General features: G+C 73.1%; 24 protein-coding genes. 10 read left to right on the top strand and 14 right to left on the bottom strand.

Annotated elements, in window-relative coordinates:
• Positions 1-18: 18 nt before the first annotated feature.
• From kdsA to AC5JJ1_RS16150, 3 genes are read left to right on the top strand one after another with little or no spacing between them, the layout of a single operon-like run.
• Positions 19-861: a 3-deoxy-8-phosphooctulonate synthase gene (gene kdsA / locus AC5JJ1_RS16160; protein WP_495786129.1), complete on the top strand. Its 843-nt coding sequence runs from the start codon at positions 19-21 to the stop codon at positions 859-861.
• A complete protein-coding gene (locus AC5JJ1_RS16155) occupies positions 858-1,589 on the top strand; it encodes a 3-deoxy-manno-octulosonate cytidylyltransferase (protein ID WP_495786128.1) in 732 nt (243 codons plus the stop codon). Before kdsA ends, AC5JJ1_RS16155 begins: the two co-directional genes overlap by 4 nt.
• Positions 1,586-2,581 carry a KpsF/GutQ family sugar-phosphate isomerase gene (locus AC5JJ1_RS16150; RefSeq protein ID WP_495786127.1) on the top strand — a complete coding sequence of 332 codons (996 nt, stop codon included), beginning with the start codon at positions 1,586-1,588 and terminating at the stop codon, positions 2,579-2,581. Before AC5JJ1_RS16155 ends, AC5JJ1_RS16150 begins: the two co-directional genes overlap by 4 nt.
• 176 nt (positions 2,582-2,757) lie before the next feature.
• On the opposite strand, the gene AC5JJ1_RS16145 is transcribed toward AC5JJ1_RS16150, so the two are convergent.
• Positions 2,758-3,978 (bottom strand): O-antigen ligase family protein, encoded by a 1,221-nt coding sequence (locus AC5JJ1_RS16145; RefSeq protein ID WP_495786126.1) that lies wholly within the window; start codon positions 3,976-3,978, stop codon positions 2,758-2,760.
• A complete protein-coding gene (locus AC5JJ1_RS16140) occupies positions 3,975-5,369 on the bottom strand; it encodes an aspartate aminotransferase family protein (protein WP_495786125.1) in 1,395 nt (464 codons plus the stop codon). The genes AC5JJ1_RS16145 and AC5JJ1_RS16140 overlap by 4 nt, the downstream gene beginning before the upstream one ends.
• A gap of 243 nt (positions 5,370-5,612) precedes the next feature.
• Between AC5JJ1_RS16140 and AC5JJ1_RS16135 the strand changes: the two genes are divergently transcribed.
• The 3 genes from AC5JJ1_RS16135 to AC5JJ1_RS16125 all read left to right on the top strand — a co-directional run bounded on the left by AC5JJ1_RS16135 (position 5,613) and on the right by AC5JJ1_RS16125 (position 10,551).
• The gene (locus AC5JJ1_RS16135) at positions 5,613-6,623 is read left to right on the top strand and encodes a hypothetical protein (protein ID WP_495786124.1); all 1,011 of its coding nucleotides are present in this window, start codon (positions 5,613-5,615) and stop codon (positions 6,621-6,623) included.
• A 101-nt stretch (positions 6,624-6,724) separates the two neighbouring features.
• Complete coding sequence (locus AC5JJ1_RS16130) at positions 6,725-9,034, top strand: molybdopterin-dependent oxidoreductase (RefSeq protein ID WP_495786123.1); 2,310 nt, start codon at positions 6,725-6,727, stop codon at positions 9,032-9,034.
• A complete protein-coding gene (locus AC5JJ1_RS16125) occupies positions 9,031-10,551 on the top strand; it encodes a PhoX family protein (RefSeq protein ID WP_495786122.1) in 1,521 nt (506 codons plus the stop codon). The genes AC5JJ1_RS16130 and AC5JJ1_RS16125 overlap by 4 nt, the downstream gene beginning before the upstream one ends.
• On the opposite strand, the gene AC5JJ1_RS16120 is transcribed toward AC5JJ1_RS16125, so the two are convergent.
• The 10 genes from AC5JJ1_RS16120 to AC5JJ1_RS16075 form a co-directional block, all read right to left on the bottom strand.
• Positions 10,552-10,875 (bottom strand): hypothetical protein, encoded by a 324-nt coding sequence (locus AC5JJ1_RS16120; RefSeq protein ID WP_495786121.1) that lies wholly within the window; start codon positions 10,873-10,875, stop codon positions 10,552-10,554. It abuts the gene before it with no gap.
• A gap of 153 nt (positions 10,876-11,028) precedes the next feature.
• Positions 11,029-11,859 carry an energy transducer TonB family protein gene (locus tag AC5JJ1_RS16115; protein WP_495786120.1) on the bottom strand — a complete coding sequence of 277 codons (831 nt, stop codon included), beginning with the start codon at positions 11,857-11,859 and terminating at the stop codon, positions 11,029-11,031.
• 4 nt (positions 11,860-11,863) lie between these two features.
• Positions 11,864-12,313, bottom strand: coding sequence for a biopolymer transporter ExbD (locus tag AC5JJ1_RS16110; RefSeq protein ID WP_495786119.1), 450 nt, complete (start codon positions 12,311-12,313; stop codon positions 11,864-11,866).
• Complete coding sequence (locus tag AC5JJ1_RS16105; RefSeq protein WP_495786118.1) at positions 12,310-13,011, bottom strand: MotA/TolQ/ExbB proton channel family protein; 702 nt, start codon at positions 13,009-13,011, stop codon at positions 12,310-12,312. Before AC5JJ1_RS16105 ends, AC5JJ1_RS16110 begins: the two co-directional genes overlap by 4 nt.
• On the bottom strand, positions 13,008-14,123 hold the full coding sequence (locus tag AC5JJ1_RS16100; protein ID WP_495786117.1) for a PepSY-associated TM helix domain-containing protein: 1,116 nt from the start codon (positions 14,121-14,123) through the stop codon (positions 13,008-13,010). The genes AC5JJ1_RS16105 and AC5JJ1_RS16100 overlap by 4 nt, the downstream gene beginning before the upstream one ends.
• Positions 14,120-14,803, bottom strand: coding sequence for a Fe2+-dependent dioxygenase (locus AC5JJ1_RS16095; RefSeq protein ID WP_495786116.1), 684 nt, complete (start codon positions 14,801-14,803; stop codon positions 14,120-14,122). Before AC5JJ1_RS16095 ends, AC5JJ1_RS16100 begins: the two co-directional genes overlap by 4 nt.
• A 2-nt stretch (positions 14,804-14,805) precedes the next feature.
• Positions 14,806-16,881, bottom strand: a complete 2,076-nt coding sequence (locus AC5JJ1_RS16090; RefSeq protein WP_495786115.1) for a TonB-dependent receptor — start codon at positions 16,879-16,881, stop codon at positions 14,806-14,808.
• A gap of 142 nt (positions 16,882-17,023) precedes the next feature.
• A complete protein-coding gene (locus AC5JJ1_RS16085; protein ID WP_495786114.1) occupies positions 17,024-18,697 on the bottom strand; it encodes a peptide ABC transporter substrate-binding protein in 1,674 nt (557 codons plus the stop codon).
• Entirely contained in the window at positions 18,694-19,359 is a 666-nt protein-coding gene (locus AC5JJ1_RS16080; protein WP_495786113.1) for a hypothetical protein, read from the bottom strand. Before AC5JJ1_RS16080 ends, AC5JJ1_RS16085 begins: the two co-directional genes overlap by 4 nt.
• A 10-nt stretch (positions 19,360-19,369) precedes the next feature.
• Positions 19,370-20,086: an orotate phosphoribosyltransferase gene (locus AC5JJ1_RS16075; RefSeq protein ID WP_495786112.1), complete on the bottom strand. Its 717-nt coding sequence runs from the start codon at positions 20,084-20,086 to the stop codon at positions 19,370-19,372.
• Positions 20,087-20,146: 60 nt separating this feature from the next.
• Between AC5JJ1_RS16075 and AC5JJ1_RS16070 the strand changes: the two genes are divergently transcribed.
• Both AC5JJ1_RS16070 and AC5JJ1_RS16065 read left to right on the top strand, forming a co-directional pair.
• Positions 20,147-21,172, top strand: a complete 1,026-nt coding sequence (locus tag AC5JJ1_RS16070) for a mitochondrial fission ELM1 family protein (protein ID WP_495786111.1) — start codon at positions 20,147-20,149, stop codon at positions 21,170-21,172.
• 5 nt (positions 21,173-21,177) lie between these two features.
• Complete coding sequence (locus AC5JJ1_RS16065; protein WP_495786110.1) at positions 21,178-22,077, top strand: protein-methionine-sulfoxide reductase heme-binding subunit MsrQ; 900 nt, start codon at positions 21,178-21,180, stop codon at positions 22,075-22,077.
• Here the strand turns inward: AC5JJ1_RS16065 and AC5JJ1_RS16060 are convergent.
• Complete coding sequence (locus AC5JJ1_RS16060) at positions 22,043-22,462, bottom strand: rhodanese-like domain-containing protein (RefSeq protein ID WP_495786109.1); 420 nt, start codon at positions 22,460-22,462, stop codon at positions 22,043-22,045. The two genes, AC5JJ1_RS16065 and AC5JJ1_RS16060, sit on opposite strands and share 35 nt — an antisense overlap.
• Positions 22,463-22,550: 88 nt before the next feature.
• On the opposite strand from AC5JJ1_RS16060, the gene ftrA reads away from it, so the two are divergent.
• Positions 22,551-23,588 carry a transcriptional regulator FtrA gene (gene ftrA, locus AC5JJ1_RS16055; protein WP_495786108.1) on the top strand — a complete coding sequence of 346 codons (1,038 nt, stop codon included), beginning with the start codon at positions 22,551-22,553 and terminating at the stop codon, positions 23,586-23,588.
• Here the strand turns inward: ftrA and AC5JJ1_RS16050 are convergent.
• Positions 23,506-24,480, bottom strand: coding sequence for a phosphoribosylaminoimidazolesuccinocarboxamide synthase (locus AC5JJ1_RS16050; RefSeq protein WP_495786107.1), 975 nt, complete (start codon positions 24,478-24,480; stop codon positions 23,506-23,508). The two genes, ftrA and AC5JJ1_RS16050, sit on opposite strands and share 83 nt — an antisense overlap.
• A gap of 185 nt (positions 24,481-24,665) precedes the next feature.
• Between AC5JJ1_RS16050 and AC5JJ1_RS16045 the strand changes: the two genes are divergently transcribed.
• Entirely contained in the window at positions 24,666-25,739 is a 1,074-nt protein-coding gene (locus AC5JJ1_RS16045; protein WP_495786106.1) for a tartrate dehydrogenase, read from the top strand.
• Positions 25,740-25,846: the final 107 nt, after the last annotated feature.

The following is a 25,846-nucleotide window of genomic DNA, read 5'->3' as shown; positions in this document are numbered from 1 at the left end:
GAAGGGAAAAGCATCGCCATGTCCGCCCCCGATCCGGTCGTCTCCATCGGGCAGGTCCGCCTCGGCAACCACCTGCCGCTCGCCGTCATCGCCGGGCCCTGCCAGCTCGAGAGCCGGGCGCACGGGCTGGAAGTCGCCTCGGCGCTGCGCGAGGTGGCGGCCGGGCTCGGCTTCGGGCTGATCTTCAAGGCGAGCTTCGACAAGGCCAACCGCACCAGCGCCGCGGGGGCGCGGGGGATGGGGATGGCGCAGTCGCTGCCCATCTTCGCCGAGATCCGCGAGAGCCTGCGCCTGCCGGTGCTGACCGACGTGCACGAGCCGGGACAGTGCGCGCCGGTCGCCGAGGCCGTCGACGTGCTGCAGATCCCGGCCTTCCTCAGCCGGCAGACCGACCTGCTGGTGGCGGCGGCGGTGACGGGGCGCGTGGTCAACGTAAAGAAGGGGCAGTTCCTGGCGCCCTGGGACATGAAGAACGTCATCGCCAAGGTGACGGAGGCCGGCAATACCCGCGTGCTGGCGACGGAGCGCGGCGCCTCCTTCGGCTACAACACGCTGGTCTCCGACATGCGGGCGCTGCCGATCATGGCGGCGATGGGCGCGCCGGTGATCTTCGATGCGACGCATTCCGTGCAGCAGCCGGGCGGGCAGGGGACGTCGTCGGGCGGGCAGCGGGAGTTCGTGCCGGTGCTGGCCCGCGCCGCGGTCGCGGTCGGCGTCGCCGGCGTCTTCATCGAGACGCATCCGGACCCGGACCATGCGCCGTCCGACGGGCCGAACATGGTGCCGCTGCGCGACTTCCCGAAGCTTATCGAGACGCTGATGGCCTTCGACGCGCTCGCCAAGCAGCAGGCGGGTTCATGAGGCCGATCGTCCTCATCCCGGCGCGCATGGCGGCGACGCGGCTGCCGGACAAGCCGCTGGCCGACATCCATGGCCTGCCGATGATCGTCCATGTGCTGCGCCGGGCGCAGGAGGCGGATATCGGCCCCGTCGCCGTCGCCACCGACACGCCGCGCATCGCCGAGGCGGTCGAGGCCGCGGGCGGGCGGGCGGTGCTGACGCGGGCGGACCACCCCTCGGGCTCGGACCGCATCCATGAGGCGCTGGGGCTGCTCGATGCCGCGGGCCGGCATGACCTCGTCGTCAACGTCCAGGGAGACCTGCCGACGATCGACCCGGCGGCGATCCGCGCGGCGGCGGCGCTCATGGCGGCGGCGGAGGTGGCGCTCGGCACCCTCGTCGCCGAGATCGTGCGGGAGGAGGAGAGAACGGCCTCGCAGGTGGTGAAGATGGTGGGCACGCCGCTCGGCGCGGGGCGGCACCGGGCGCTCTACTTCACGCGCGCCACGGCGCCCTGGGGCGAGGGGCCGCTCTACCACCATATCGGCCTCTATGCCTGGCGGCGGGAGGCGCTGGCGCGCTTCGTCGCACTGCCGCCCTCGCCGCTGGAGCGGCGGGAGAAGCTGGAGCAGCTCCGCGCGCTGGAGGCGGGGATGCGGATCGACGCGCAGGAGGTGGCGGTGGTGCCGCTCGGGGTCGACACGCCATCGGAGCTCGAGCGCGCCCGCGCGATGCTGGCGCCGCGATGAGCGCCGCGCTGAAGCACGGCACGGATGCCGCGCGCATCCGCGCCACCATCGCCCGCACCGTCGCCATCGAGCAGGAGGGCATGGCCGCGCTCGCCGCCGCGCTCGGCGGGCCGCTCGGCGAGGCGCTGGCGCGGGCGGTGGAGACGATCTTCGCCGCCTCCGGCCGCGTCGTCGTCACCGGCATGGGCAAGAGCGGGCATGTGGGCCGCAAGATCGCGGCGACGCTCGCCTCGACGGGGACGCCGGCGCTGTTCCTGCACCCGGCCGAGGCCAGCCATGGCGATCTCGGCATGCTGACGGCGGCGGATGTGGTGCTGGCGCTGTCCTGGTCGGGCGGAACGGTGGAGCTGCGCGACATCGTCCATTACTCCCGCCGCTTCGGCGTGCGGCTGATAGCCGTCACCGGCCGGGCGGAGAGCGCGCTCGGGCGGGCGGCGGACATCCCGCTGATCCTGCCCGCCGTGACGGAGGCCTGCCCGCACGGGCTGGCGCCGACCACCTCGACGCTGATCCAGATGGCGATCGGCGATGCGCTGGCCATGGCGCTGCTGGAGCGGCGCGGCTTCACCCCGGCGGAATTCCACCGCTTCCATCCGGGCGGCAAGCTCGGGGCGCAGCTGTTGACGGTGGGCGAGGTGATGAAGCGGGCGCCGGACCTGCCGCTGGTGCGCGAGGACGCGCCGATGGGCGAGGCGATCATCGCCATGACGGGGCACAGCCTCGGCTGCGCCATCGTCGTGGACGCGGCGGGCGATGTGGCCGGCCTCATCACCGATGGCGACCTCAGGCGTCACATGCATCCCGGCATCATGGCCGACCGCGTCGATGCGGTGATGACGCGCGCGCCGCGGCATACCGTGCCGGAGCAGATCGCCAGCGCGGCGCTGGCCGAGATGAATGCGCGGCGGATCAACGTGCTGGTGGTGCAGGACGGGCCGCGGCCGGTCGGGCTGCTGCATGTGCAGCAGCTGCTCTCGGCGGGGGTCGTCTAGAGCAAGCTCCGATCAGGTGGAATCACCTGATCGGAGGTATTTGCCCGACCAAACAATGGGGTTCGAGCGGGTTCCCTGGGCCAGGTCGAGCGGAACCCGCTGCGGGGCCTCGACGCTCTCCCCCGCGTCCGGCAATGAAGGCCGCAGCGAGAACCGGACCACGCCCCGGCGCCGCATCACCCGCCCGGCGCTGGCCCGGGCCGGATCCTGCCGGCGCAGGCCGTGGCGGCGACGGCGGCCAGCAATTCCGCCCCGACCCACCATTCCTGCCAGATGCCGAAGCTCAGCATGGCGGTGACGGCGCCGGCGGCCAGCATCGCCAGGGCGACCGGGGAGGCGCAGGCCATGGCCAGCGCCACGGCCAGCGCCGCCGCCAGCAGCACGCCGGGCCAGCCGAGCTCCAGCCGCAGCTGCAGCGCGCCGTTGTGCGGATGAAGCGGCAGCAGCTCCAGGGTCGCCAGCCAGGCGCTCTCCGGCCCGTCGAGGCCGAACCGCGCCATCGCCTCCGGTGTCGGATGGCCGCGATGCCCCGGCACGCTCCGGCTCGCCTCCATTCCCCAGCCGAGCAGCGGCCGGTCGGCGATGCGCCCGATGACGAAATCCCAGATCAGCAGCCGGTGCGCGGCCGAGGGCGGGATGCCGGCCGCCGGCACGCCGCGCGCCAGGACGGGCCCGAGCAGCACTGGCATGGCGACCACGGCCACGGCCAGCACCGCGCCGAGCCCCGGCCGCACCAGCCGCGGCAGCAGCAGCGCCAGCACGCCGACCAGCAGCCCGGCCAGCACGGCGAGCTTCGCCGCCTCGCCCGGCAGCAGCACCAGCACGACGGCGCCGGCGCCGATCACCCCGGCGCGCAGCGGCCGCGGCAGGGGCGCCGCCGCCACCAGCGGCAGCCAGAGCGCCATGGCCGAGGCGGCCGGCTTCAGCCCGAAGGCGAGGTTCTGCGGGACCTCCCGAAGGCCGCGGACGGCGGCGCGGATGGCATGGCCCGTCGCCGCGTCGAGGCCGGCGAGCAGGATGCCGGCCGCGAGCCCGCCCGTCGCCGCCAGCAGCAGGCGCCGATGCGCGGCTGCCGCATCCTCCGCCACCGCCCGCGCCGCCGCCGCGCCGAGGGCCGCGAAGCCGCCGATCTGCAGCGAGGTGCCGAGCGCCCGCAGCGGCTCGATCGCCCAGAGCGCCGTCACCGCCGCCCAGCCGAACAGGCCGATGGCGAGCCAGGCCGCCGCGCCACGCGGCCAGGGCCAGGTCCCGCGCTGCCGCCGGTGCGCGAGCACGGCGAGGAGCAGCGCCACCACCGCAATGGGGGCGAGGGCCTTCGATTGCAGCACCCCCGCCGCCGGGCCGACCGCAAGGGCAGCGGCGACCGGCAGCGAGGGAGACCAGGCGAGGCGGCTCAAACGGCCGCGAGGCTCTCGCGCCGCACCGTCACCATGATCTCGTCGAGCGACTTCGCCACGCGCTCCAGCATCTCGTCGACCTCCTCCTCGGTGATGATGAGGGGCGGGGAGAAGCCGATGCTGTCATTGGTCATCGCGCGCATGATGACGCCATTCGCCTCGCCGAGCTTGGTCAGCCTCGGGCCGACCTTCTGGGCCGGGTCGAAGTTCCGCCGCGTCGCCTTGTCGGCCACCAGCTCGATGGCGCCGATCAGGCCGGTGCCGCGCACCTCGCCCACCAGCGGGTGGTCTGCGAAGCGGGCACGGAGCTGGGCCTGCATATGCGCGCCGACCCGCTTCACATGGCTGCCGATATCCATCTCGTCGTAGATCTTCAGCGTCTCGATGGCGACGGCGGCCGGCACCGGATGGCCGGAATAGGTGAAGCCATGGCCCCAGGTGCCGATGGAGGACGACCCCTCGGCGATGCCCTGGAAGACGCGCTCGTTCACCAGCACCGCCGAGATCGGCAGGTAGGAGGCGGAGAGCGCCTTGGCGCAGACCAGGATGTCCGGCTGGATGTCGAGAGTCTGGCTGCCCCAGTAGCTGCCGGTGCGCCAGAAGCCGCAGATCACCTCGTCGGCGACGAAGAGGACGTCGTACTTCTTGAGCACCGCCTGGATCTTCGGGAAGTAGCCCGCGGGCGGCAGGATGACGCCGCCTGCGCCCATGATCGGCTCCGCCCAAAAGGCAGCGACCGTCTCCGGCCCTTCGGCCAGGATCTTCTGCTCCAGCTCCTCGGCGAGGCGGGTGGCGAAGTCCTCCTCGGACTCGCCGGGCCCGGCATTGTGATAGTGGTGCGGGGTCGAGATGTGATGGAAACCGGCGATCGGCAGGTCGAAGAGCTTGTGGTTGGCCGGCAGGCCGGTGAGCGAGGCCGCCGCCAGGGTGATGCCGTGATAGCCCTTCAGCCGGGCGATGATCTTCTTCTTCTCCGGCCGCCCGATGGCGTTGTTCATATACCAGATCATCTTGATCGCGCTGTCATTCGCCTCCGAGCCGGAATTGGCGAAGAACACCTTGCTCATCGGCGAGGGCGCGCGCTCGATCAGCATCTCGCTGAGGTCGATCAGCGGCTCGTGCGACTTGGCGGTGAAGGCGTGGTAGAAGGGGAGCTTCCGCATCTGGTCGGCGGCGGCCTGGACCAGGCGCTCATTGTCGAAGCCGAGGCTGGCGCACCAGAGGCCGGCGACGCTCTCGATATACTCCTTCCCCTGCTCGTCGAAGACGCGGACGCCCTTGCCGCGGCTGATCACCAGCGGGCCGTTCACCAGATGCGCCTTGTGGTCAGTATAGGGGTGCAGCGCATAGGCGATGTCGCGGGCGGCGTTGGAATTGCGCGGAGGGGTCATGACGGCTGCCTTCCTGACGGATGGCGGAGTGTAGACAGAGATCGCGGCCACCCCCAAGAGGCCGCGGGCCGGAGGCGAGGCCCCTGCCGCGCATCGTTGCGCCCTGCGTCCCCCGAATGAGGGATGCGCGGCGGGGCCCCCGCGGGCTTCGCTCCTGCTTTCGGGCGCGAGGGGTGCGGCGATGGGCGGCAGGCCAGGTCGGCGGCACGGGCGAACCCGCCGCTGCGGCGGCGCAGGGGCGGCATGAGCCCGGCCGCGCTGCTCGCCCTCGCCGGGCGGCATGGGCCGCTGCTGCTCCTCGCCGGCGTGCTGGCCGGGCTGGCCTGGCCGGGGCTCGCCGCCGCCTGCCGGCCGGCGATGGACGTGGCGGTCTTCGGCTTCACCCTGGGCGCCTTCCTCAAGGTCGAGCCCCCTGCCCTGCGCGGGGAGACCGGGCGGGCGCGGCTGCCGCGGAACCTCGCGGTGCTGGCCTGGTCGACCTTCGGGGTGCCGCTGGCGGGGTGGGGGCTGATCCTGCTGCTGCGCCCAGCGCCCGAGCTGGCCGAGGGGATGCTGCTCTGCCTGCTGGCGCCGCCGGTCGGCGGGGCGGCGGCGCTCGCCTGCATGCTCGGCCTGAATGCGCCGGTGGCGCTGCTCGCCTCGGTCGCGGCCACTGCCCTGTCCCCTCTCGTCTTGCCGGCGCTGGCGGAGCTGCTGGGCGGCTACGCGCTGGCGCTGGAGCCGCTGGCCATGGCGCGGCGGCTCGGCCTCATCGTCGGCGGCACCGTGGCGGCGAGCTGGCTGCTGCGGCGCTGGGCGGGGCGCAGCATCGCCGCCCACCCGGAGGCCGTCACCGGGGCGGCGGTGGTGGCGCTGGTCGTCTTCGCGCTCGGCGCCATGCAAGGGATGCAGGCGCGGTTCGCGGCGGAGCCGGGCCTGGTGGCCGCCTATCTCGGGATCGCCTTCGCGGTGAATGGCGGCTTCCAGCTGCTCGGCGCGGCGCTCTTCGCCCGGGCCGGGCTCGACTGCGCGGCCACGGTCGGGCTGATCAGCGGCAACCGCAGCGTGGGCTTCGCCTGGGCCGCGGTCGGGGCGACGATGCCGCCGCTGGTAGAGACCTATTTCGCCATGGCCGTGCTGCCGATCTACGTACTGCCGGTGGTGGCGAAGCCGCTCGTCGCGCTGGCGAGGCGGCGCGGCTGGCTGCGTGGCTGGCGGCCGGCGGCAGCCGCGCCCGCCCTCGTGCCCTTTGAGGCGCCGGCGACGCAGGGTTGAGGCGGGGCGGCCGCCGGCTCCCATCACGGTCCGGCAAGGACCGCCGGCCAGCGGCATCCGCCCGCTTGCCAGCCCCGGGCGGGGGGGCCAAACAACGCGGCATGACCGAGATCAAGCCGCATGCCTCCCATTGGGGCTATTTCGATGCCGTGGTCGAGGGCGGCCGGGTTACCGGGGTGCGTCCCTTTGGCCCGGATCCCTTCCCCGGCAGCCTGATCGAGGCGGTGCCGGACGTGGTCCATGCGCCCTGCCGCATCGACCGGCCCCATATCCGCCGCGGTTGGCTGGAGGGGCGGCGCCGCGGGCATCTGCGCGGGGGCGACCCCTTCGTGCCCGTCGGCTGGGACGAGGTGACGCGCATCCTCGCGGAGGAAACCTCGCGCATCCGGGCGGAGCATGGCGCGACCTCGATCTTCGGCGGCTCCTATGGCTGGTCCTCGGCCGGGCGGTACCACCATGCGAAGACGCAGCTGCAGCGCTTCCTCGGCCTCGGCGGCGGCTTCACCTCCTCGGTCAATGCCTATTCCTACGCAGCGGCGCAGGCGCTGGTCCCGCATGTGCTCGGCACCAACGAGGTGCTGCTCGGCCGCGTCACCGACTGGGCGGCGATCGCCCGGCATGCGCGGCTGATGCTCTGCTTCGGGGGTCTGGCCGCGAAGAACGGCATGGTTGCCGCGGGCGGCCAGGGGCAGCACGACTACATGCCCTTGATGCGCCGGGCGGCGGAGGCGGGGGTGCGCTTCGTCAACGTCTCGCCCTTCCGCGGCGATACGGAGGCGGAGCTCGGCGCCGAATGGATCCCGATCCGGCCGGGGACGGATACCGCGCTGCTGCTCGCCATGGCGCAGGTGCTGGTGGAGGAGGGCAGGGAGGATCGCGGCTTCCTCGCCACCCACTGCACCGGCTGGGAGCGGCTGCGCGCCTATATCCTCGGCGAGGCGGATGGGCAGGCGAAGACGCCCGGCTGGGCTGCGCCCATCACCGGCATCGCGGAGGAGGCGATCCGGCGGCTGGCCCGCGACTGCGCCGCGCAGCCCAGCATGCTGACCGCCGCCTGGTCGCTGCAACGGGCGGATTACGGCGAGCAGCCCTACTGGATGCTGATGGCGCTCGCCGCCATGCTGGGGACGATCGGCAAGCCCGGCCAGGGCGTCGCCTTCGGCTACGGCAGCATCGGCGGGATGGGCGTGCCGCGGCGGGAGCTGCCGGCGGTCTCCTCGCCCACCATCCGCAACCCGGCCGGCCTCGCCATCCCCGTCGCCCGGGTGACGGAGCTGCTGGAGCGGCCGGGCGAGGTGCTGCAGTTCAACGGCCAGGACATCACCCTGCCTGATATCCGCATGATCTGGTGGGCCGGCGGCAACCCCTTCCACCACCACCAGGACCTGCCGCGGCTGCAGCGGGCCTGGGCGCGGGCCGAGACGGTGGTGGTGCAGGAGCCGTGGTGGACCGCGCTCGCCCGCCAGGCGGACATCGTCCTGCCGGCGACGACGTCGCTGGAGCGCAACGACATCGCCTCCTCCAGCCGCGACCGCTTCGTCCGCGCCATGCATCAGGCGGTGCCGCCCCAGGGGCTGGCGCGGAACGATGCCGACATGCTGGCCGACATCGCCGATGCGCTCGGCTACCGCGACCGCTTCACCGAGCAGCGCGACGAGGGCGCCTGGCTGCGCCACCTCTACGGCCAGTGGCGGGTCGCCTGCGGCCGGCTCGGCTTCGAGGCGCCGGAATTCGACCGCTTCTGGGCGGAGGGCCATGTCGAGGTGCCGCCCATCGCGCCGGGCGAGGAATACACGCAATTCGCCGCCTTCCGCGCCGACCCGGAGGGCGAGCCGCTCGACACGCCTTCCGGCAAGGTCGAGCTGTTCAGCGAGACCATCGCCAGCTTCGGCTATGACGACTGCCCGGGCCACCCGGTCTGGCGCGAGCCGCGGGAATGGCTCGGCGCCCCGGCCGCCTCGCGCTTCCCGCTGCACCTGCTCTCCTTCCAGCCGGCGACGAGGCTGCATGGCCAGCTCGACCCGGGCCGCGTCTCGGCCGCGGGCAAGATCGCGGGGCGGGAGGCGATCCATCTCAGCCCGGAGGATGCCGCGGCGCGCGGCCTGCGGGAGGGCGACATCGTCCGCATCTTCAACGACCGCGGCGCCTGCCTCGGCGGGGTGCGGATCAAGGACGGCATGTTGCCCGGCGTCGCCGCCATGGCGACCGGCGCCTGGTACGACCCGCTGGTGCCAGGCGACCCGGATGCGCTCTGCGTCCATGGCAACCCGAATGTGCTGACGGCGGATGTCGGCACATCCCGCCTCGGCCAGGGCCCCTCCGCGCAGTCCTGCCTCGTCCAGGTGGAGCGCTGGGAGGGGCCCCTGCCGCCGGTCACCGTGCATCGGCCGCCGGCGGTTGTCGCACCTTGATCCCCCGGCGTGCCCTGCTGGCGGCCGGGACGACGGCGCTGGCCGCCCCGGCGCTGGCGCTCGAGGCCGGCCCGCTCGCCCTGCCGGTGAAGCAGGACGACACGGTGGCGCCGGGCTACCGGCGCGACGTGCTGATGCGCTGGGGCGACCGCGTCACCTTCGACGCGCCGCGCTGGAGCCCGCGCACGCCGGACCCGGATGCGGCCGCCGCGCAATTCGGCTGGGATGCGCGGGTGCTCGGCATCGCCGTACCGCAGCAGCCGGCGGCGGATGGGGTGGCGCGGGCCATCCTCGCCGTCGCCCACCCGGCGGTCGACGCGGCCATGGCCTTCCCCGACGGGCAGGACCAGCCGGCGGCGGCGGCGGCCATGCAGGGCGCCTCGCTGCTCAATATCGAGCGCCAGGCCGGGCGCTGGGTCGTCGTGGATGGCGGCTACCAGAACCGGCGGCTCGGCCTCTCCACCCTCTGCCGCATCTCGGGCGGCGGGGCGGTGCGCGGGGTGCTCGGCATCCGCGGCGGCTGCGTCACCCCGTGGGGCACGCTGCTGCTGGCCGAGGGCGACCCGGTCTTCTGGCAGGGCAGGCTCGGCGGGCTGGACCCGGCCATCGCCGATGGCGCGGGCTATGGCTTCGTCGTGGAGCTCAACCCCTTCGACCCGCAATCCGTGCCGGTGAAGCGCCGCGCGCTCGGCCGCTTCGCCCATGGCGACGTGGCGGCGGCGCTGAGCCGGGACGGGCGGGCCGTGGTCTACATGACCGACCATCGGATCGGCGGCTTCCTCTACCGCTTCGTCTCGGCCGGGCCGGCGCCGGCGGAGCGGGCGCTCGATGCCGGCACGCTCTTCGTCGCCCGCATGGAGGGCGACCGGCTGGGCTGGATCGCCCTGCCCGAGGGCGCCCCGCTGCCCGAGGCGGCGCAGGGGGCGGGCGGGACGCCCTTCGACACCCCCTCCGGCCTCGGGCTCGACCCGATGGGGCCGCGGCTGCTGCTCGCCTGCCACGGCAGCCCGGCCCGGCCCGCCGGCCATGTGATCGAATTCTCGGCCGATGACGGGGATGACGGGGCGGCAGGGGCTGCCGCGCGGCTCCTCTTCGCCGCCGGCAACCGGCGCAGCCCGCAGGCGCGCTACGGCAATGGCGGGCTGCCGCCGGGCAGCGCCTGGCCGGAGAACCCGGATACGGTCACGGTCGATGCCCGCGGCCGCGCCTGGATCGGCACCGACCGGCCCGGCCGCGTCGGCACGCAGGCGGAGGGACTTTATGCCTGCGACCTGGCGGGGCCGGGGCGCGGCGTGCCCCTGCCGGCCTATGGCGCGCCGCGCGGCGCCTCGGTCGGCGGGGCGGCGCTGACGCCGGATGGGGAGACGCTGTTCTTCGCCGTGCGCCATGCCGGCGCGGAGCCGGGCGCGACCTTCGACCGGCCCGGCACCCGCTGGCCGGAATTCGAGGCGGGCGTGCCGCCGCGCAGCGTTCTCGCGGCGCTCACCCGCGCCGGCGGCGGTTTCGTGGGCGGCTGATCAGGCGCGGGTCAGGGCGGCGATCGCGCGGCCGATCTCGGCCGCGGCGCCGTCGATCCGGCCCTGCGAGAGCTGCGCCTGGGCCTGCCGCAAGGCGAGCAGGGATTGCAGCACCTCCGCCCGCGGCGCCAGGCCGCCGGTGCGGCGGCCCAGTTCCCGCTCCGCCCGGTTGAGGCCGATCCGCGCCGCATCGGCCTTGTTGCGCGCCAGCGCCGCGCCGACCGCCCTCAGCGCCTCGATGGCCGGGGCCATGTCGGAGCCGGGGTGTCGTGCCCTCGGCAGCGACGGCTCGATCCGGAGGCCGGGGCTGGTGCGAGGATGCATGCCGGGATTTGCCTTTCCACGAGAAGGTCAGGATGGATGCCTGACGCCCCATCGGCGGATCGGCTGCCCCGTCGGAGGGCCACAGCCCCATGACATTCCCGCTACCTTGCCGGGTAGGGCGACGCAACGGCCAACCTGCGGTAGAGGCGCCCTTCAGCGCAGCGAGAAGCGCACCGGCACCGTCAGCTCCACCGGGTCGCCGGCCAGCTCCACCGGCGGGGCCGGCAGGGGGGAGGCGTCCTGGATCATGCTCTGCACCGCCTGGTCGAGGGCGGGGTCGCCGGCGCTGCGCTCGATCCGGTAGCCGACCACCGTGCCGTCGCGGCGCATGCGGAAGCGCAGCAGGGCGATGCCCTGGGCCCGGCGCCAGCGCGCCTCGTCCGGGTAGCGGCGATGGCGCTCGAGGGCGCGCATCAGCAGCGCCGTGTAGCTGGGCGGCGGCGCCGCGGCGACCGGGGCGGCGGCCGGGGCAGGGGGAGCCGCCGCGGGCGGCACGGGTGCCGGCGGCGCCTCGGCGACCGCGGGCCTTGCCGGGCGCGCGGCTGGCGCCGGGCGGCGCGGTGTGGCGACCGGCTTCGGCTCGGACGGCGGTATGGGAGGCGGCAGCGGCAGCTCGGCGACCTCCTCGGGCGGGGGCGCCTCGGGCGGCGGCTCGGGCACCATCGGCTCCGGCGGCGGGGGCTCGGCCATGGCGATGGGCGGCGGCTCGGGCGCCGTCGGCTCCGGCGGGGGAGGTTCGGCCATGGCGAGAGGCGGTGGGGGCGGCGGCTCGGGAGGCGGGGCGGGCTGCGGCGGCTGCGCCTCGGCGACCGGCTCGGGCGGCGGCTCGGCCTCCGGCTCGGGCGCGGCGGGGGCCGGCATCTCGAGCAGCATCACCGGCATCGCCGGCGGCTCCTCGGCGGGCAGGCCATGCAGCAGCACGGCCGCCCCGGCCGCGTGCAGGCCGAAGGAGAGGCCCCAGGCGAGGTGGCGGGCGCGGGGCATCGGCTCAGCGCCCCGGGGCGGGGGGCGGGTCGCCGCCCGGCTGCGAGACCAGCGCCACCTTGGTGATGCCGGCGCGCTGGACGAGGCCCATCACCCGCAGCACCTCGCCGTAGTCGAGGCCGCGGTCGGCGCGGAGGTGCAGCGCGCGGTCCGGCGTCTCGGCTTGGATGGCGGCGAGGCGGGGCTCCAGCGCCTCGGGCGCCATCGCCTCCTTGTCGAGGAAGACGCCGCCCTCCCGGGTGAGGCTCAGCTCCAGCGGCGGGGCGGGCGGGCTGAGCGGGGCGGCGGCGGTCTTCGGCAGGTCGAGGCTGATGCCGGCCGTCATCATCGGCGCCGTCACCATGAAGATGACCAGCAGCACCAGCATCACGTCGACCAGCGGCGTGACGTTGATCTCGGAGACGGGCTGCGCGTCGTCCTCGTCGTCGAGGCCGGAGGGGAGCTGCATGCTCATGCCGGCTCGCCCAGCTTCCGCCGTCCCTCCAGCACCGCCGGACGTCGCGCCAGCCGCCCGGCGAGGCTCGCCGCGGCGGCCATCGCCTCGGCGCGGATGCGGGAGAGGCGGATGCTGTAGCGGTTGTAGGCGATCACCGCCGGGATGGCGGCGACGAGGCCGATCGCCGTGGCGAAAAGCGCCTCGGCGATGCCCGGCGCCACGGTGGCGAGGCCGGTATCCTGCTTCGCCGCGATGCCGAAGAAGCTGTGCATGATGCCCCAGACCGTGCCGAACAGCCCGACGAAGGGGCTGACGGAGCCGATGGTCGCCAGCAGCGGCAGGCCGGGCTCGGCGCGTCGCAGCGTCGCGGCGACGGCGGCGCGCATGGCGCGCTCCAGCCGGTCGCGGAACTCGCCGGCGCTCTCATGCGGGTCGCGGCCCTCGCGCCATTCGGGCAGGCCGGCGCGCAGCACGGCGCCGGCGAGGCCGTCCTTCGCCGCATCGCCCTCGGGCGGCAGGATGGCGCCGGAGCCGGCGAGGGCGGCGAGGCCGGCCGCCTCCCGCTTGAGGCGGCCGAAAAGGATCGCCTTCTCGATGATGATCGCCCAGCAGGCGAGCGAGGCCAGCAGCAGCAGCGCCATCACCCCCTGCACGACCGGGTCGGCGTTGAGGATGAGGCTCTGGATGGTGAAGTCGGGGATAGGGGCCGGGTTCATGCAGGTCTCCCTTGGGGGATGGCGAGACGGCGGCGGTTGCGGCGGCGGAGCAGCCAGGCGGCGAGGCCGGTGACGAAGAGCACCGGCATGGCGAGGCCCGAGGCGAAGACGAGCAGTCGCCCGGGCCAGCCGAGCAGGGCGCCGCCATGCAGCCAGCGCTGCATGGCGAGCAGCTCTTCGCCCAGGCTGCGGGTGCGCGGGCCCCGCTCCTCCGTCACCGCGCCGGACCAGGGATCGACGGCGACGAAGCTGCGTGCGCGGAGCTCGGCGCTGCCATCGGCTGGGCGGAGCGTCACCTGCCAGGCCTGCCGCTGGCGGGAGGGCAGCAGCAGGCCGGTCGCGACCTGGCCGCGCAGATGGGCGAGCGCGGTGGCGACTGCGGCATCGGCATCGACGGTCATCGGCTCGCGCCGCGGCGGGGCGGGCGCTGGCGGCGCGGGCTCGGCGATGCCGAGGACCGGGCGGAACCAGCCGGGGAAGATGATGGCGACGCCGGAGACGGCGACGACGGCCAGCACCGCCGCCATCCAAATGCCGATGACGCGGTGCAGGTCGAGGTTGAGCACGACGCTCGGCCTTCGGCGGATGGTGACGAGCGCGGTGCCGAGCGATCCCTGCCGCGGCCACCACAGCCAGATGCCGGAGAGCGAGAAGAGCAGCAGCAGCACGCCCATCCAACCGACCGCCTCATGCCCGCCCCACTCGCGCAGCAGCAGCGCCTCGTGCAGCTGCCGCGTCACGCCGATGACGCTGGCGCGCGGGTCGCGCTCGCCGAGCAGCCCTCCGGTGGCCGGGTCGAGATAGGCCGTTGGCCCCGGCGGCGTGCCCCGCTGGCGGGGCGGCGAGACGACCCAGACCGGCCAGACCGCATCCGGCGGGCGGATGCTGCCCGCCGGGCGGCCCGTCGCGGCCTCGGCCGCCTTCAGGATCGCCGCATAGCCGAGCGCCGGGTCGGGCGGCCCGCCCGGGCGGAAGAGCGCGGGGTTCAGCGCCGCGTCGATCTCGCGCTGGAAGGAGAGGATGCTGCCTGTCACGCCGAGCAGCAGCATGACGAGGCCGAGGATGAGGCCGAGCCAACGATGGCCGAGCAGCAGGGCGCGCCGGAAGGTCATGCGTCGGCCCAGCGGCGCAGCAGGTTGTGGTACACGGCAGTCAGTTCCGTTGGCGCGCCGTGGCCCGGCGGCAGGTCGCCGCGGGCGCGGTTGATGGCCATGTCGAGATCGAAGAGCAGCGTGCGCTGGCCGTCGTCGCGCACCATGCTCTGCACCCAGAAGAAGCTGGCGAGGCGGGCGCCGCCGGTGACGGGCGCCACGCGGTGCAGGCTCGTCGCCGGGTAGATGACGGCGTCGCCCGCCGGCAGCTTCACCCGCTTCTCGCCATAGGTGTCCTCGACGATCAGCTCGCCGCCCTCGTAGCTCTCAGGGTCGCTGAGGAAGAGGGTGCAGGAGACATCGGTGCGGATGCGCGCGGCCGTGCCGGTGACCTGGCGGATGGCGTTGTCGACATGCGCGCCGAAGGTCATCCCCGGATCGTAGCGGTTGAAGAGCGGCGGGAAGACCCGCAGCGGCAGCACGGAGGCGATGAAGAGCGGGTTGCGTTCCAGCGCGCCGAGCACGATCTCGCCGAGGGCACAGTGCTCGGCGCAGCCCTCCGGGATCTGCAGGTTGTCCTTCACCTGCACGGACTGGTGGCCGGCGGTGACGCGGCCATCCACCCATGGCGCACGCGCCAGCAAGGCCCGCGCCTCCGCGAGCCCTGCCGCATCCAGCACCTCCGCGATGTGGAGGAGCATCGCTAGTACCGCGCCGTGAGGCTGGCGATGATGGTGCGCCCGGCGCCGGGCGTGATGTTCCCCTGGTAGACGCCCTCGTAGAAGCGCTTGTCGGTGAGGTTCAGCGCATTGACCCGGACGCCGAGCTGCTCGGTGATCGCCCAGGCGATGGCCGCGTCGTAGCGGACATAGGAGGGGGCGACGACGGTGTTGGCGTTGTTGCCGTAGCGCTTGTCGATGTAGCTGAGGCCGCCGCCGAGCTGCACGCCATGGGGCAGGTCGTAGCTGGTCCAGAGCGTCGCGGTGTTGCGCGGCGTGTTCAGCAGCTCACGCCCCACCTCGGCCGGGGTGTTGGATCGGGTGATCTGGGAGTCGATATAGGTGTAGCCGGCGATGACGTTCCAGTTCCGCGTGACGCGGCCGGCGGCCGAGATCTCGAAGCCGTCCGAGCGCTGCTCGCCGGCCAGCACGTTCAGGGTGCCGTTGGCCGGGTCCGGCGTGCGGGCATTGGTCTTCTCGATGCGGAAGACGGCGCCGCGGATGGCGAGGTCCGGCGTGATGTCCCAGCTCGCGCCCACCTCGAAGGAACGGTTCCTCTCGGGCGCCAGGTTGGTGGTGTTGGCGGCGAGCGTCAGCGCCTCGGCGCTCGGGTTGAAGGAGGTGCCGGCGGAGAAGTAGGTGCGCACCGTGCTGGTCGGCTTGAAGACGAGGGCGCCGCGCCAGCTGAACATGTCGTCGGTGCGGTTGAAGTTGCTGCGGATGCCGGTGGCGCCGGCGAGGCTGGTGAAGTCCGCGTCGAACCGGTCGTAGCGGCCGCCGAGCAGCACCTCGAAATACTCGCCGATGCGGATCTGGTCGGCGACGAAGGCGCCGAAGGTATGGGCCGTGGTGTCGGCATCGGTGTTGACCGAGAGGGTCTGGTCGAAGGCCTGGTAGAAATTCGGGTTGAACAGCGTCGCCGCCGGCCGGGCGTTGCTGGTGAAGCGGGTGAGCTGCGAGGTCTCGCGGCCGATCTCGATGCCGGTGACGATCTGGTGCCGCAGCGGGCCGGTATTGGCCGTGGCGCGCAGCTCCGTCTGGTTCTGCAGGATGGTGTCCGTGCCGCGCCGCACCTGGGGCTGGCGGTTGACCAGCACGGTCGAGAGGTCGGTCGCCGGCCCGATGGTGCCGATGATGCGCGGCGCCGTCGCGTTCACGTCGCGGTCGTAATTGCCGTAGCGGAAGCTGTTGCGCAGGCTGATGCCGTCGGCGAAGCGGTGCTGCGCCGTCAGCGTCATGACATTGGTCTCGGTCCGCTCGCGGTCGACGCCGGCGAGGCCGTAGAAGGTGCCGTAGGCGACGGGGGCGGGGCGGCCCCGCACGATGGGGATGCCGAAATCGGGGACGTTGTCCTCCGACTGGTGCAGGAAATGCAGCGAGAGCTGGGTATTGGTCCCGAGGCCCCAGGTGACGGAGGGCGCGACGCCCCAGCGCTCATTCGTCACATGGTCGCGGCGGGCGATGTCCTGCCGCGTCGCCATCGCGTTCAGCCGGACGCCGACGCTGCCGGAATAGAGGCCGATGTCGGAGGTGGCGCGCAGGCCGAAGGGCGAGAAGCCGGTCAGCGTCAGCTCGCCGAAGTTCCGCTGCTGCGGCATGCGCGTCGAGAGGTTGATGGCGCCGCCGGTGGAGCCGCGGCCGAACATGATGGAGGAGGGGCCCTTCAGCACCTCGACGCTGTCGAGGAAGAAGGGGTCGCGCGTGTACTGCGCGGAGTCGCGGATGCCGTCGATGAAGAAGTCGTTGCGCGCGCTGAAGCCGCGGAGCGTGAGGTTGTCGCCGGAGAAGCCGCCCTCGCCGGCGGCGAGGCTGATGCCGGTTACGTTGCGCAGCGCCTCGCGCAGGGTGGTCGCGCCGCGCTCCTCGATCAGCTCGCGGGGGACGACGCTGATGCTCTGCGGCGCCTCGCGCACCGAGGTCGGCATGCGGACGACAGGGGTGTCGTCGGCGCGGTAGCGGGGCGGGGTCTGGCTCTGGACGTTCAGCTCCGGCAGGGCGACGGCGCCGGCGGGCGGGGCATCCTGCGCCATGGCCGAGGGCCCGGCGGCGAGCAGACCCATCCCGGCGAGGCCGAGGCTTGGTTGGAGGCGAGGCAACGGAGCGCGAAGCGACGACATCAAGGCAGGTTCCCGGCTTAGGCCGGGATGGCGTAGCGCTATTGAGAATGACTCGCAATAGCGCTACGCAACACGCCGTTGCGAGTCAGGGCTGCCTGCCTCGCCACTGCTCGACCCAGAGCGAGCTCGGATTGAGATGGCCGGTCGGCTGAACCCCCTCCAGCCAGCGCGGCCAGACATGCGCGTCCGAGCGGAACCAGAGGGGCAGCTGCGGCAGGTCCTCGGCGAAGATGGCCTGGAAGCGCGCCCAGAGGGCACGCCGCTTCTCGCGGTCCAGCTCCTGCGGCAGGGCCTCGATCAGCGCGTCCATCTCCGGGTTGCGGTAGCCACCGTAATTCTGGCCGGACCAGTTGCGCGCCTCGGTCGGGACCTCCTCCGAATGCAGCGTGCTGCGCGGCACGTTCTCCGGCGCGGAGATCCAGGCGAAGAGGGCGGCGCCGGTGAAGCGGCGGCGCGACAGCGTCTCGCCGAACAGCACCCGCGGCGGCTCGTTGCGGATGCGCGCCTCGATTCCCGCCTGGCGCCACATGCCTTGGATCACCTGCTGCACCGCTTCGCGGGCGCGGTTGCCGGCGGTGGTCATCAGCTCGATGGTGAGGCGCTCGCCGGCCGCGTTGCGGCGGATGCCGTCCGGCCCCGGGCGCCAGCCGGCCGCCTCCAGCAGGGCGGCGGCGCGGGCGGGGTCGTAGGGCCAGCGCGGCGCGGTCGGGTCGTGCATCGGGTCGAGCGGGTTCACGCCGGTCTCCGCCACCACCTGCCGCCCCTCGAAGAGCCGCGCCACGATCTGCGCCCGGTCGATCGCCATCAGCAGCGCCTGGCGCACCCGGCGGTCGGCGAGCGGCGGGGTGTCGAGGCGGAGATCGAGATGCTCGTAGACCAGCCCCGGCTTGTACTCGACGCGGAAGCGGCCGCCCGTCCGCCGCTCGAGCGCCGCCGCCTGCTCCACCGGCAGGCCGAGCTCGCCCGCGATCATGTCGATCTGCCCGGCCAGCAGCTGCGCCTCCATCGCCGCGGTGTTCTCGACGGTGCGGATCTGGATACGGCGGAAGGCGGGGGCGGGGCCGGCCCAGGCCTCGTTCCGCTCCAGCGTGACGCCGGCGCCGGGCTGCACGGCGGTGATGCGGTAGGGTCCGGACCAGAGGCCGGGATTGGCGGTCTCCGTGTCGTAGCCCGTGCGGTTGCGGTAGGTCCGCGGCTCCTGCTGCCAGCGGGCGCGCTCGAGATGCGCGGGCAGGGGCTGGAACTCGCCCGCGACGTTGTAGTCGAAGGTGACCTTGTCGTAGCGCAGCGTCACCGTGCGCTCGTCCTCGACGATCAGCTCGTAGGCGGAGCGGTAGAACTCCGCCCCGCCGAATCCGGTGGCGCCCTCCCGCCCGGCCTCCCAGGCAAAGCGCAGGTCCTCGGCCGAGACGGGGCGGCCGTCGCCCCAGCGGGCACCGGCGCGGAGGCGGTAGGTGACGCGGATGCCGGGCTTGCCGTCGGGCGTCGTCTCGTGCCGGGCGCCGCCATTCTCGAGCGTCGGCAGGCTCTCGCAGGCCAGGCAGAGCGGTTGCCAATCGGCGCCATAGGCGGTGAGCGGCTGATGCGCGAAGCCCAGCACGTAGGACTTCGCCGCCATGGCGTCGATGTTCGGGTGGAAGGTCGAGGGGTACTGGATGATACCGACGGTCAGTGTCTCGCGCGGCTGGGCGAGGGCGGGGGCGGGGGCGGCGAGCGCCGCGCCAATCCATACAAGCCGGAAATAACGAACATACGTCATGGAGCGAGATCATTCGTTCCAGTTGAAGTTAAAACCCGACGGTCGCCCCTGATGAGAGCAACAGCGTCGATAGCTGGAACGCGCATTACGCACTCCGCGAAGATGTTGCCGACCATGGAGCGGGCGTCTTGGTCCTCGATGAAATCGCTGCCTTCGATCTGGTCAGAGACGAGGAGAACTTTCCGCGAGCCCATAGGCGCATGTTGCCAGAATTTCGGCTTGGACTTCCGTACAATGGCTTCGAGCAAGTCGGAGCGGAAGCCGATCTCGACCTCCTCTCCAGCAACGCGGCCGGGATCAAAAGAGAAAAATCCCCGCGGGGATGGCTTGTGAGCAAACTCGTCCATTCCGCTTTGGAACGAGCTTGATCCTGCGTCGGTATGCTCAATGGCCAAGACAGCCTGGCCATCGTAAGGGCGAAATACGAAGTCAGGCGCTTGCTGTTGGATGAGCGATCCAGGAAACAACCTAGGTGCGTGCTTCGCTAGGTGCCGCATCAGCAGAACAATGCACAATCGCTCACGGTGCCAGTTCTCGCGTCCCACTCCGCGTGGCGGAACCCGAGTCTCGATGGAGTTGAGCAAGGCTGATCCGGCCAAGCCATCGGTCAGGCCCACCTCCGCCGACTTCGCCAGCATCCAGTCGCGCTCGAATGGCACCATGCGCCGCGTTCTATTCCTCCTTCGCCTTGGCCTCCGCCGCCGAGCCGATGCCGCCATGCGCCTTCGACCAGCCGACCGGGTCCTCGAGGAATTTCCGCACCTCCTTCAGCGCGCCCTCGCTGAAATAGGGGCGCTCGCGGCAGACCTCGAGCACGTCCCACCAGGTGCAGAGGTGGTGGAGCGAGAGGTTCATCCCCTTCATCGTCTCGAAGCTGCCGGGGAAGACGCCGTAGAAGAAGACGACGAAGGTGTGGTCGCAGACCGCGCCGGCATCGCGCAGCGCCTGGGCGAAGCGGATCTTGGAGGCGCCGTCGGTCGTCAGGTCCTCGACGAGGAGGGTGTTCTTGCCCTCCGGCACGTCGCCCTCGATCTGGGCATTGCGGCCGAAGCCCTTCGGCTTCTTCCGCACATAGGCCATGGGCGCCATCATCCGGTCGGCGATCCAGGCGGCGAAGGGGATGCCGGCGGTTTCGCCGCCCGCGACGGCATCGATCGACTCGTAGCCGATATGCCGGCCGATCTTCTCCACCGCGAGGTCGCAGATGCGGTTCCGGGCGCGGGGGAAGTAGATGATCTTGCGGCAGTCGATATAGACGGGGCTCTTCCAGCCGGAGGTGAAGGTATAGGGCTCCTCGGGGCGGAAATTCACCGCCTTGATCTCGAGCAGGATGCGCGCCGTCGTCAGCGCGGCATCCCGGTCCCAGTCGGAAGCGTGTTGGATGGTCATGGCCCTGTTCCCTGCCGGCGGCGTCCGGCCCATCCGTAACCGCGGCGCGGGGCGGCGTCCATGACCCAGGATCCGCCGCGGCCGGCGGTCTGGGTCCTGGCCGACCCGCGGGCGGGGACGGCGGCGCAGGCGCTCGGCATCGCGGAGCGGCTGGGGCTGCCCTTCCGGGTGATCGAGCTGGGCTGGGGCCCGCTCGCCCGCTGGCCGATCCCCTGGCCGAGCCTCGCCGGGCTGACCGCGGCGGCGCGGCGGGCGGTCCTCGGCCCGGCCCTGGGCCCGGCCCTTGCGCGCGTCCCGCCGGGGGCACGGCCGCGCATCGTCGGGGATTGGCCGGCGCTGACCCTCTCGGCCGGCCGGCGTTCGGCGCCGGTTGCGCGCTGGCTGCGGCGGCATGGGGCGAGGGCGGTACATTGCATGCGTCCCGGCCTCGGCGCGGCGGAGCTCGACCTGCTGGTGATCGGCGCGCATGACCGGCCGCGTCCGGCGCCGAACCTGATGGAGATCCTCGGCGCCTGCCATCGCATGTCGCCCGCGAGGCTAGCGGCGGCGCGGGAGGAGTGGGCGGGCCTCGCGGCCCTGCCCTCGCCGCGGGTGGCGCTGCTGGTCGGCGGGCCGGTGCGGGCCGAGGGCATGCGGCCGGAGGTGGCGGCGGCGATCGGCCGCCGGGTCGCGGCGATGGCGGGAAGCGTCCTGGCGACGACCAGCCGGCGGACCGGCAGCTCGGCGACCGAGGCTCTGTCGGCTGCGCTGGCCGAGCGGCCGCATCGCCTCTTCCGCTGGGGGGAGGGTGGGGCCAACCCCTATGACGGCTTCCTCGCCTGGGCGGATGCCGTGGTGGTGACGGGCGACAGCGTTTCCATGCTCTCCGAGGCGCTGGCGACCGCGGCGCCGGTCCTCGTCGCCGATCCGGGCGGGCTCGGCCCGCGGCATCTGCGGCTGCGGGAGAGCCTGGTCGCCGCCGGCCAGGCGCGGGTGCTGGGCGAGGGGTTGTTCAGCCGCCGGCCGCTGGACGAGAGCGCCCGCGTCGCCGCGGCCATCCGCGCACGCGGTTGGGGGGTTACCGGGCAGGCGGATGGGACGAAATAGGGAGCATGATGCAGGCCATCTTCCGCGCCGCCTTTCCGCCCGCCCTGCCGAGCCGGCGGGGACGGTCCATCCCCTGGCCCTGGCACGACCGGGCCGGGCGGTTCTCCCCGCTGCGCGCCGTGGCGCTCGCGCTGCTGCTGGCGCCGGCTGGCTGGCTGCTGACGACCTACCTCGCCCAGGGGCTGGGGCCAGAGCCGGCCAAGGCGGCGCTGCGGGAGATCGGCCTCTGGTCGATCCGGCTGCTGCTGGTGACGCTGGCGGTCACGCCCATGGGGCGCATCCTCGGCTCGCCGCAGCTGCTCGGCCTGCGGCGCATGCTGGGGCTGGCGACGCTCGGCTATGCGCTGCTGCACCTGCTGCTCTATGCGGCCTATCAGGACTTCGTCCTGCCGCGCATCGCCTCCGAGATCGCGCTGCGCTTCTACCTGACCATCGGCTTCGTCGCGCTGGTCGGGCTGGCGGCGCTCGGCTGGACCTCGACCGATGGCTGGATGCGCCAGCTCGGGCGGCGGTGGAAGCGGCTGCACAGCCTGATCTTCCCGATCGCGGCGCTCGGCGTCTTCCACTTCTTCCTGCAGTCGAAGTCGCAGCTCTGGGAGGCGGTGCTGGCGGCGGGGCTGTTCGCCTGGCTCGTCCTCTGGCGGCTGCTGCCGGCGCCGGCGCGGCTGCACCCGGTCGCCCTGCTGCTACTGGCCCCGGCCACCGGCCTGGCGGCGGCCGGGCTCGAATACGCCTGGTACGCGCTGGCCACCAACCTGCCGGCGGCGCGGATCCTCGCCGCCAACCTCGACGTGAGCTTCGGCCTGCGCCCGGCCGTCTGGGCCGCAGTGGCGGCGGTGGCGCCGCCGCTCCTCGCGCTCCCGCTCTGGATCAGGGCGCGAGCGAGCCGGGTTCCGGCCCGGTAGTGACCGGGAAGCCCTCCTCGACCCAGCCCTGCATGCCGCCGATCATCACCTTCACCGGGCGGCCGAGCCGGGCGAGGGCGAGGGCGGCGCGGTCGGCGCCGTTGCAATGGGGGCCGGCGCAATAGGCGACGAAGAGCGTGTCGGCGGGCCAGGCGGCGAGGCGTTCCGCGGTGATCTCCCGGTGCGGCAGGTTCACCGCGCCGGGGACGTGGCCGCGCGCATAGGCGGCCGGGCCGCGGGCCTCGATCAGCACGAAATCCGCCGCGCCGCGCCGCAGCGCGTCATGCACGTCGGAGCAGTCGGTCTCGAAGGCGAGGCGGCGGGCGACATGGACCGCGACCTCGGCGGCGGGGGCGGGCGGGGTGGCGGTAACGAGGTTCGGCATGGCGTGCTCCATCACTGGGTGGCCTGCCGAGGATGGCCCGGCGCGGGGGGGCTGGCTGCTGGCAGGATCGCCGGTTACCGTTGCGATCATGCCAAAGCTCTCACCCGGCCACCTCGTCGCCGTCCTCGCCTATGACGGGCTGTGCACCTTCGAATTCGGCGTGGCGGTGGAGATCTTCGGCCTCGACCGGCCGGAGATGGGGCCGAGCTGGTACCGCTTCGTAGTCGCGGCGCTGGAGCCCTCGCCGCTGCGCGCGGCGGGCGGGGTGCGCGTCGTGGCGGATGGCGGGGCGGAGGTGCTGGCCGAAGCCGGGACCATCATCATCCCGGGCTGGCGCGGCGCCGCCGAGCCGGTGCCGGCCGAGCTCTGCGCGGCGTTGCGGGCGGCGCATGCGCGGGGCGCCCGGCTGCTCTCGCTCTGCTCCGGCGTCTTCGTCCTTGCCGCGGCCGGCCTGCTCGCGGGCGGGCGGGCGACGACCCATTGGCGCTACCTGGAGGCGCTGCGGGCCGCCCATCCCGGCATCACCCTGGTGCCGGACGTGCTCTATGTCGACGAGGGCCAGGTGCTGACCGCGGCCGGCAGCGCGGCGGGGATCGACCTTTGCCTGCACCTCATCCGGCGGGATTTCGGGCCGGAGGCGGCCAACAGCGTCGCCCGCCGGCTAGTCGTGCCGCCGCACCGCGAGGGCGGGCAGGCGCAATACATCCCGCGGCCGGTGCCGGCGGAGCGCGAGGGGGCGCGGCTCGGCCCGGTGCTGGAACGGATGCGGGCGCGGCTCGACCGGCCGCAGCCGCTCGCGGCGCTGGCCGGGGAGGCGGGGATGAGCCTCCGCACCTTCCTCCGCCGCTTCCGCGACGCGACCGGCTGCCCGCCCGGCGAATGGCTGATGCGCCAGCGGCTGGACCGGGCACGGGAGCTGCTGGAGGGGCCCGCGCGGCCGCTCGAGGACGTGGCGGCCGCCGCCGGCTTCGGCTCGGCGGCGCTGCTGCGGCAGCATTTCCGCCGCCGCTTCGGCACCAGCCCGGGCGGCTATGCGAGGCGGTTCAGAAATACGGCGCCAGGTTCCGCCGCACCCGCTCCAGCACCGGCTCATCCGCCGGCGGCAGCGGGAAGTCCTGGCCGGTGATGGTCTCGAAGGCCTCGACATAGAGGCGCGCCGCCTCGAGCACGATCTCGGCCGGGATCTCCGGCAGCGGGTCCCTGTAGGGGTCGCAGCGGGCCGCCACCCAGCGGCGGATGAAGTCCTTGTCGAAGCTCTGCGGGGCCTCGCCCGAGGCGAGCCGCTCGGGGTAGCTGGCGGCGAACCAGTAGCGGCTGGAATCCGGCGTGTGGATCTCGTCGGCGAGGATGATGCGCCCGGCTTCGTCGAAGCCGAATTCGTATTTGGTGTCCACCAGGATGAGGCCCCGCCGCGCCGCCATCTCTCGCCCGCGGGCGAAGAGGTCGAGGGCGAGGGCCGAGGCCTCGGCCCATTGCGCCTCGGTCAGCAGCCCGCCGGTGATGATGCGCTCCGGCGTCAGCTCCTCGTCATGGCCGGCGTCGAAGGCCTTGGTGGTCGGCGTCAGGATGGTCTGCGGCAGCTTCTGGTTGGCGTGCAGCCCGTCCGGAAAGCGGTGGCCGTACATCTCGCGCCGGCCGGCCCGGTACATCGACAGGATGGAGGTGGAGGTGGTGCCCGCCAGATAGTCCCGCACCACCACCTCGACCGGCATGATCCGGAGGCCCCGGCAGAGCAGCACGTTGGGGTCCGGATAGGCGATGACGTGGTTCGGGCAGAGGTCCCGCGTCTGGTCGAACCAGTACCGCGCGATCTGGGTGAGCACCTGGCCCTTCAGCGGCACGGCGGTGATGTTGCGGTCGAAGGCGGAAAGCCGGTCGGTGGCGATGATCAGGCGCCGCCCGTCCGGCAGGTCGTAATTCTCCCGCACCTTGCCGCGGTAGTGGTTCGGCAGCTCGGGGATGGCGGCGTCGCGCAGGACGAGGCCGGCATAGGGGGTGAGGAGGGCGGGGCTGGTCATCCCGCCACCATAGCCCGGATCCGCCCCTGTTGGGCAGCGGACCGGGTGACGCGGCCGGCGCCTCCGCCTAGTGCAGGAGTGGCTCGCGCCGAGTTCCGCACCGGCCCGCCGCTGGCCGGCCACGGCGCGGATTGAGGAGCGGCGCGGCCCGGGCCATGGTGCGGCGAACCGCACAGGGGACGCCCATGGCCCACAAGACCTACCGCATCGCCGTCATCCCCGGCGACGGCATCGGCAAGGAGACGACGCCCGAGGGGCTGCGGGTGCTCGACGCCGCCGCCCGCCGCTTCGGCTTCGACCTCGAGCTCACCCATTACGACTGGTCCTGCGAGACCTATGCGCAGACCGGGCGGATGATGCCGGAGGACGGGCTGGACCAGCTCCGCGCCTCCGACAGCATCTTCCTCGGCGCGGTCGGCTGGCCGGGGGTGCCGGACCATGTCTCGCTCTGGGGGCTGCTGATCCCGATCCGCCGGGGCTTCGACCAGTACGTCAACCTCCGCCCCTGCAAGCTGCTGCCGGGGGCGACGACGCCGCTCGCCAACCGCGGGCCGAAGGACATCGACTTCTACGTGGTGCGGGAGAACACCGAGGGCGAGTACAGCTCGGTCGGCGGGCGGATGTTCCCGGGAACGGAGCGCGAATTCGTCTCGCAGCAGAGCATCTTGACGCGCATCGGCTGCGACCGCGTGATGAGATATGCCTTCGAGCTGGCGATGACGCGGCCGCGGAAGAAGGTGACCAGCGCCACCAAGTCGAACGGCATCACCTTCACCATGCCCTACTGGGACGAGCGCTTCGCCGAGATGGCGAAGCACTATCCGGAGGTGACGACGGACCAGTTCCACATCGACATCCTCTGCGCCCATTTCGTGCAGCATCCGGACTGGTTCGACGTGGTGGTCGGCTCCAACCTCTTCGGCGACATCCTCTCCGACCTCGGCCCGGCCGTCGCCGGCTCCATCGGAATCGCCGCCTCCGCCAACATCAACCCGGAAAAGGCCCATCCCTCGATGTTCGAGCCGGTGCACGGCTCGGCCCCCGACATCGCCGGGAAGTGGATCGCCAACCCGATCGGGCAGATCTGGTCCGGGGCGATGATGCTGGAGCATCTCGGCGAGAAGGCCGCGGCGGATGCCATCGTCCAGACCATCGAGCGCATGCTGGCCGAGGGCGGGCCGCGGACGCGCGACATGGGCGGCCAGGCCGGGACGGCCGATGTCGGCAAGGCGCTGGCGGAGGCGGTGGCGCGGGCCTAAGCCGTGCGGCCGCCACCTGTTCGCGCAGCGCGGACGCTCTCCGCCCCCTTCGACCCATGCGAAAGGGGCGGGGGCTAGGCGGGGAGCGGCGCGACGAGGGGTGCCGA

It is taken from the genome of Belnapia sp., from assembly GCF_059504005.1.
Note: the sequence above shows the minus strand (reverse complement) of the source record. Positions and strands in the feature narration are given on the sequence as shown.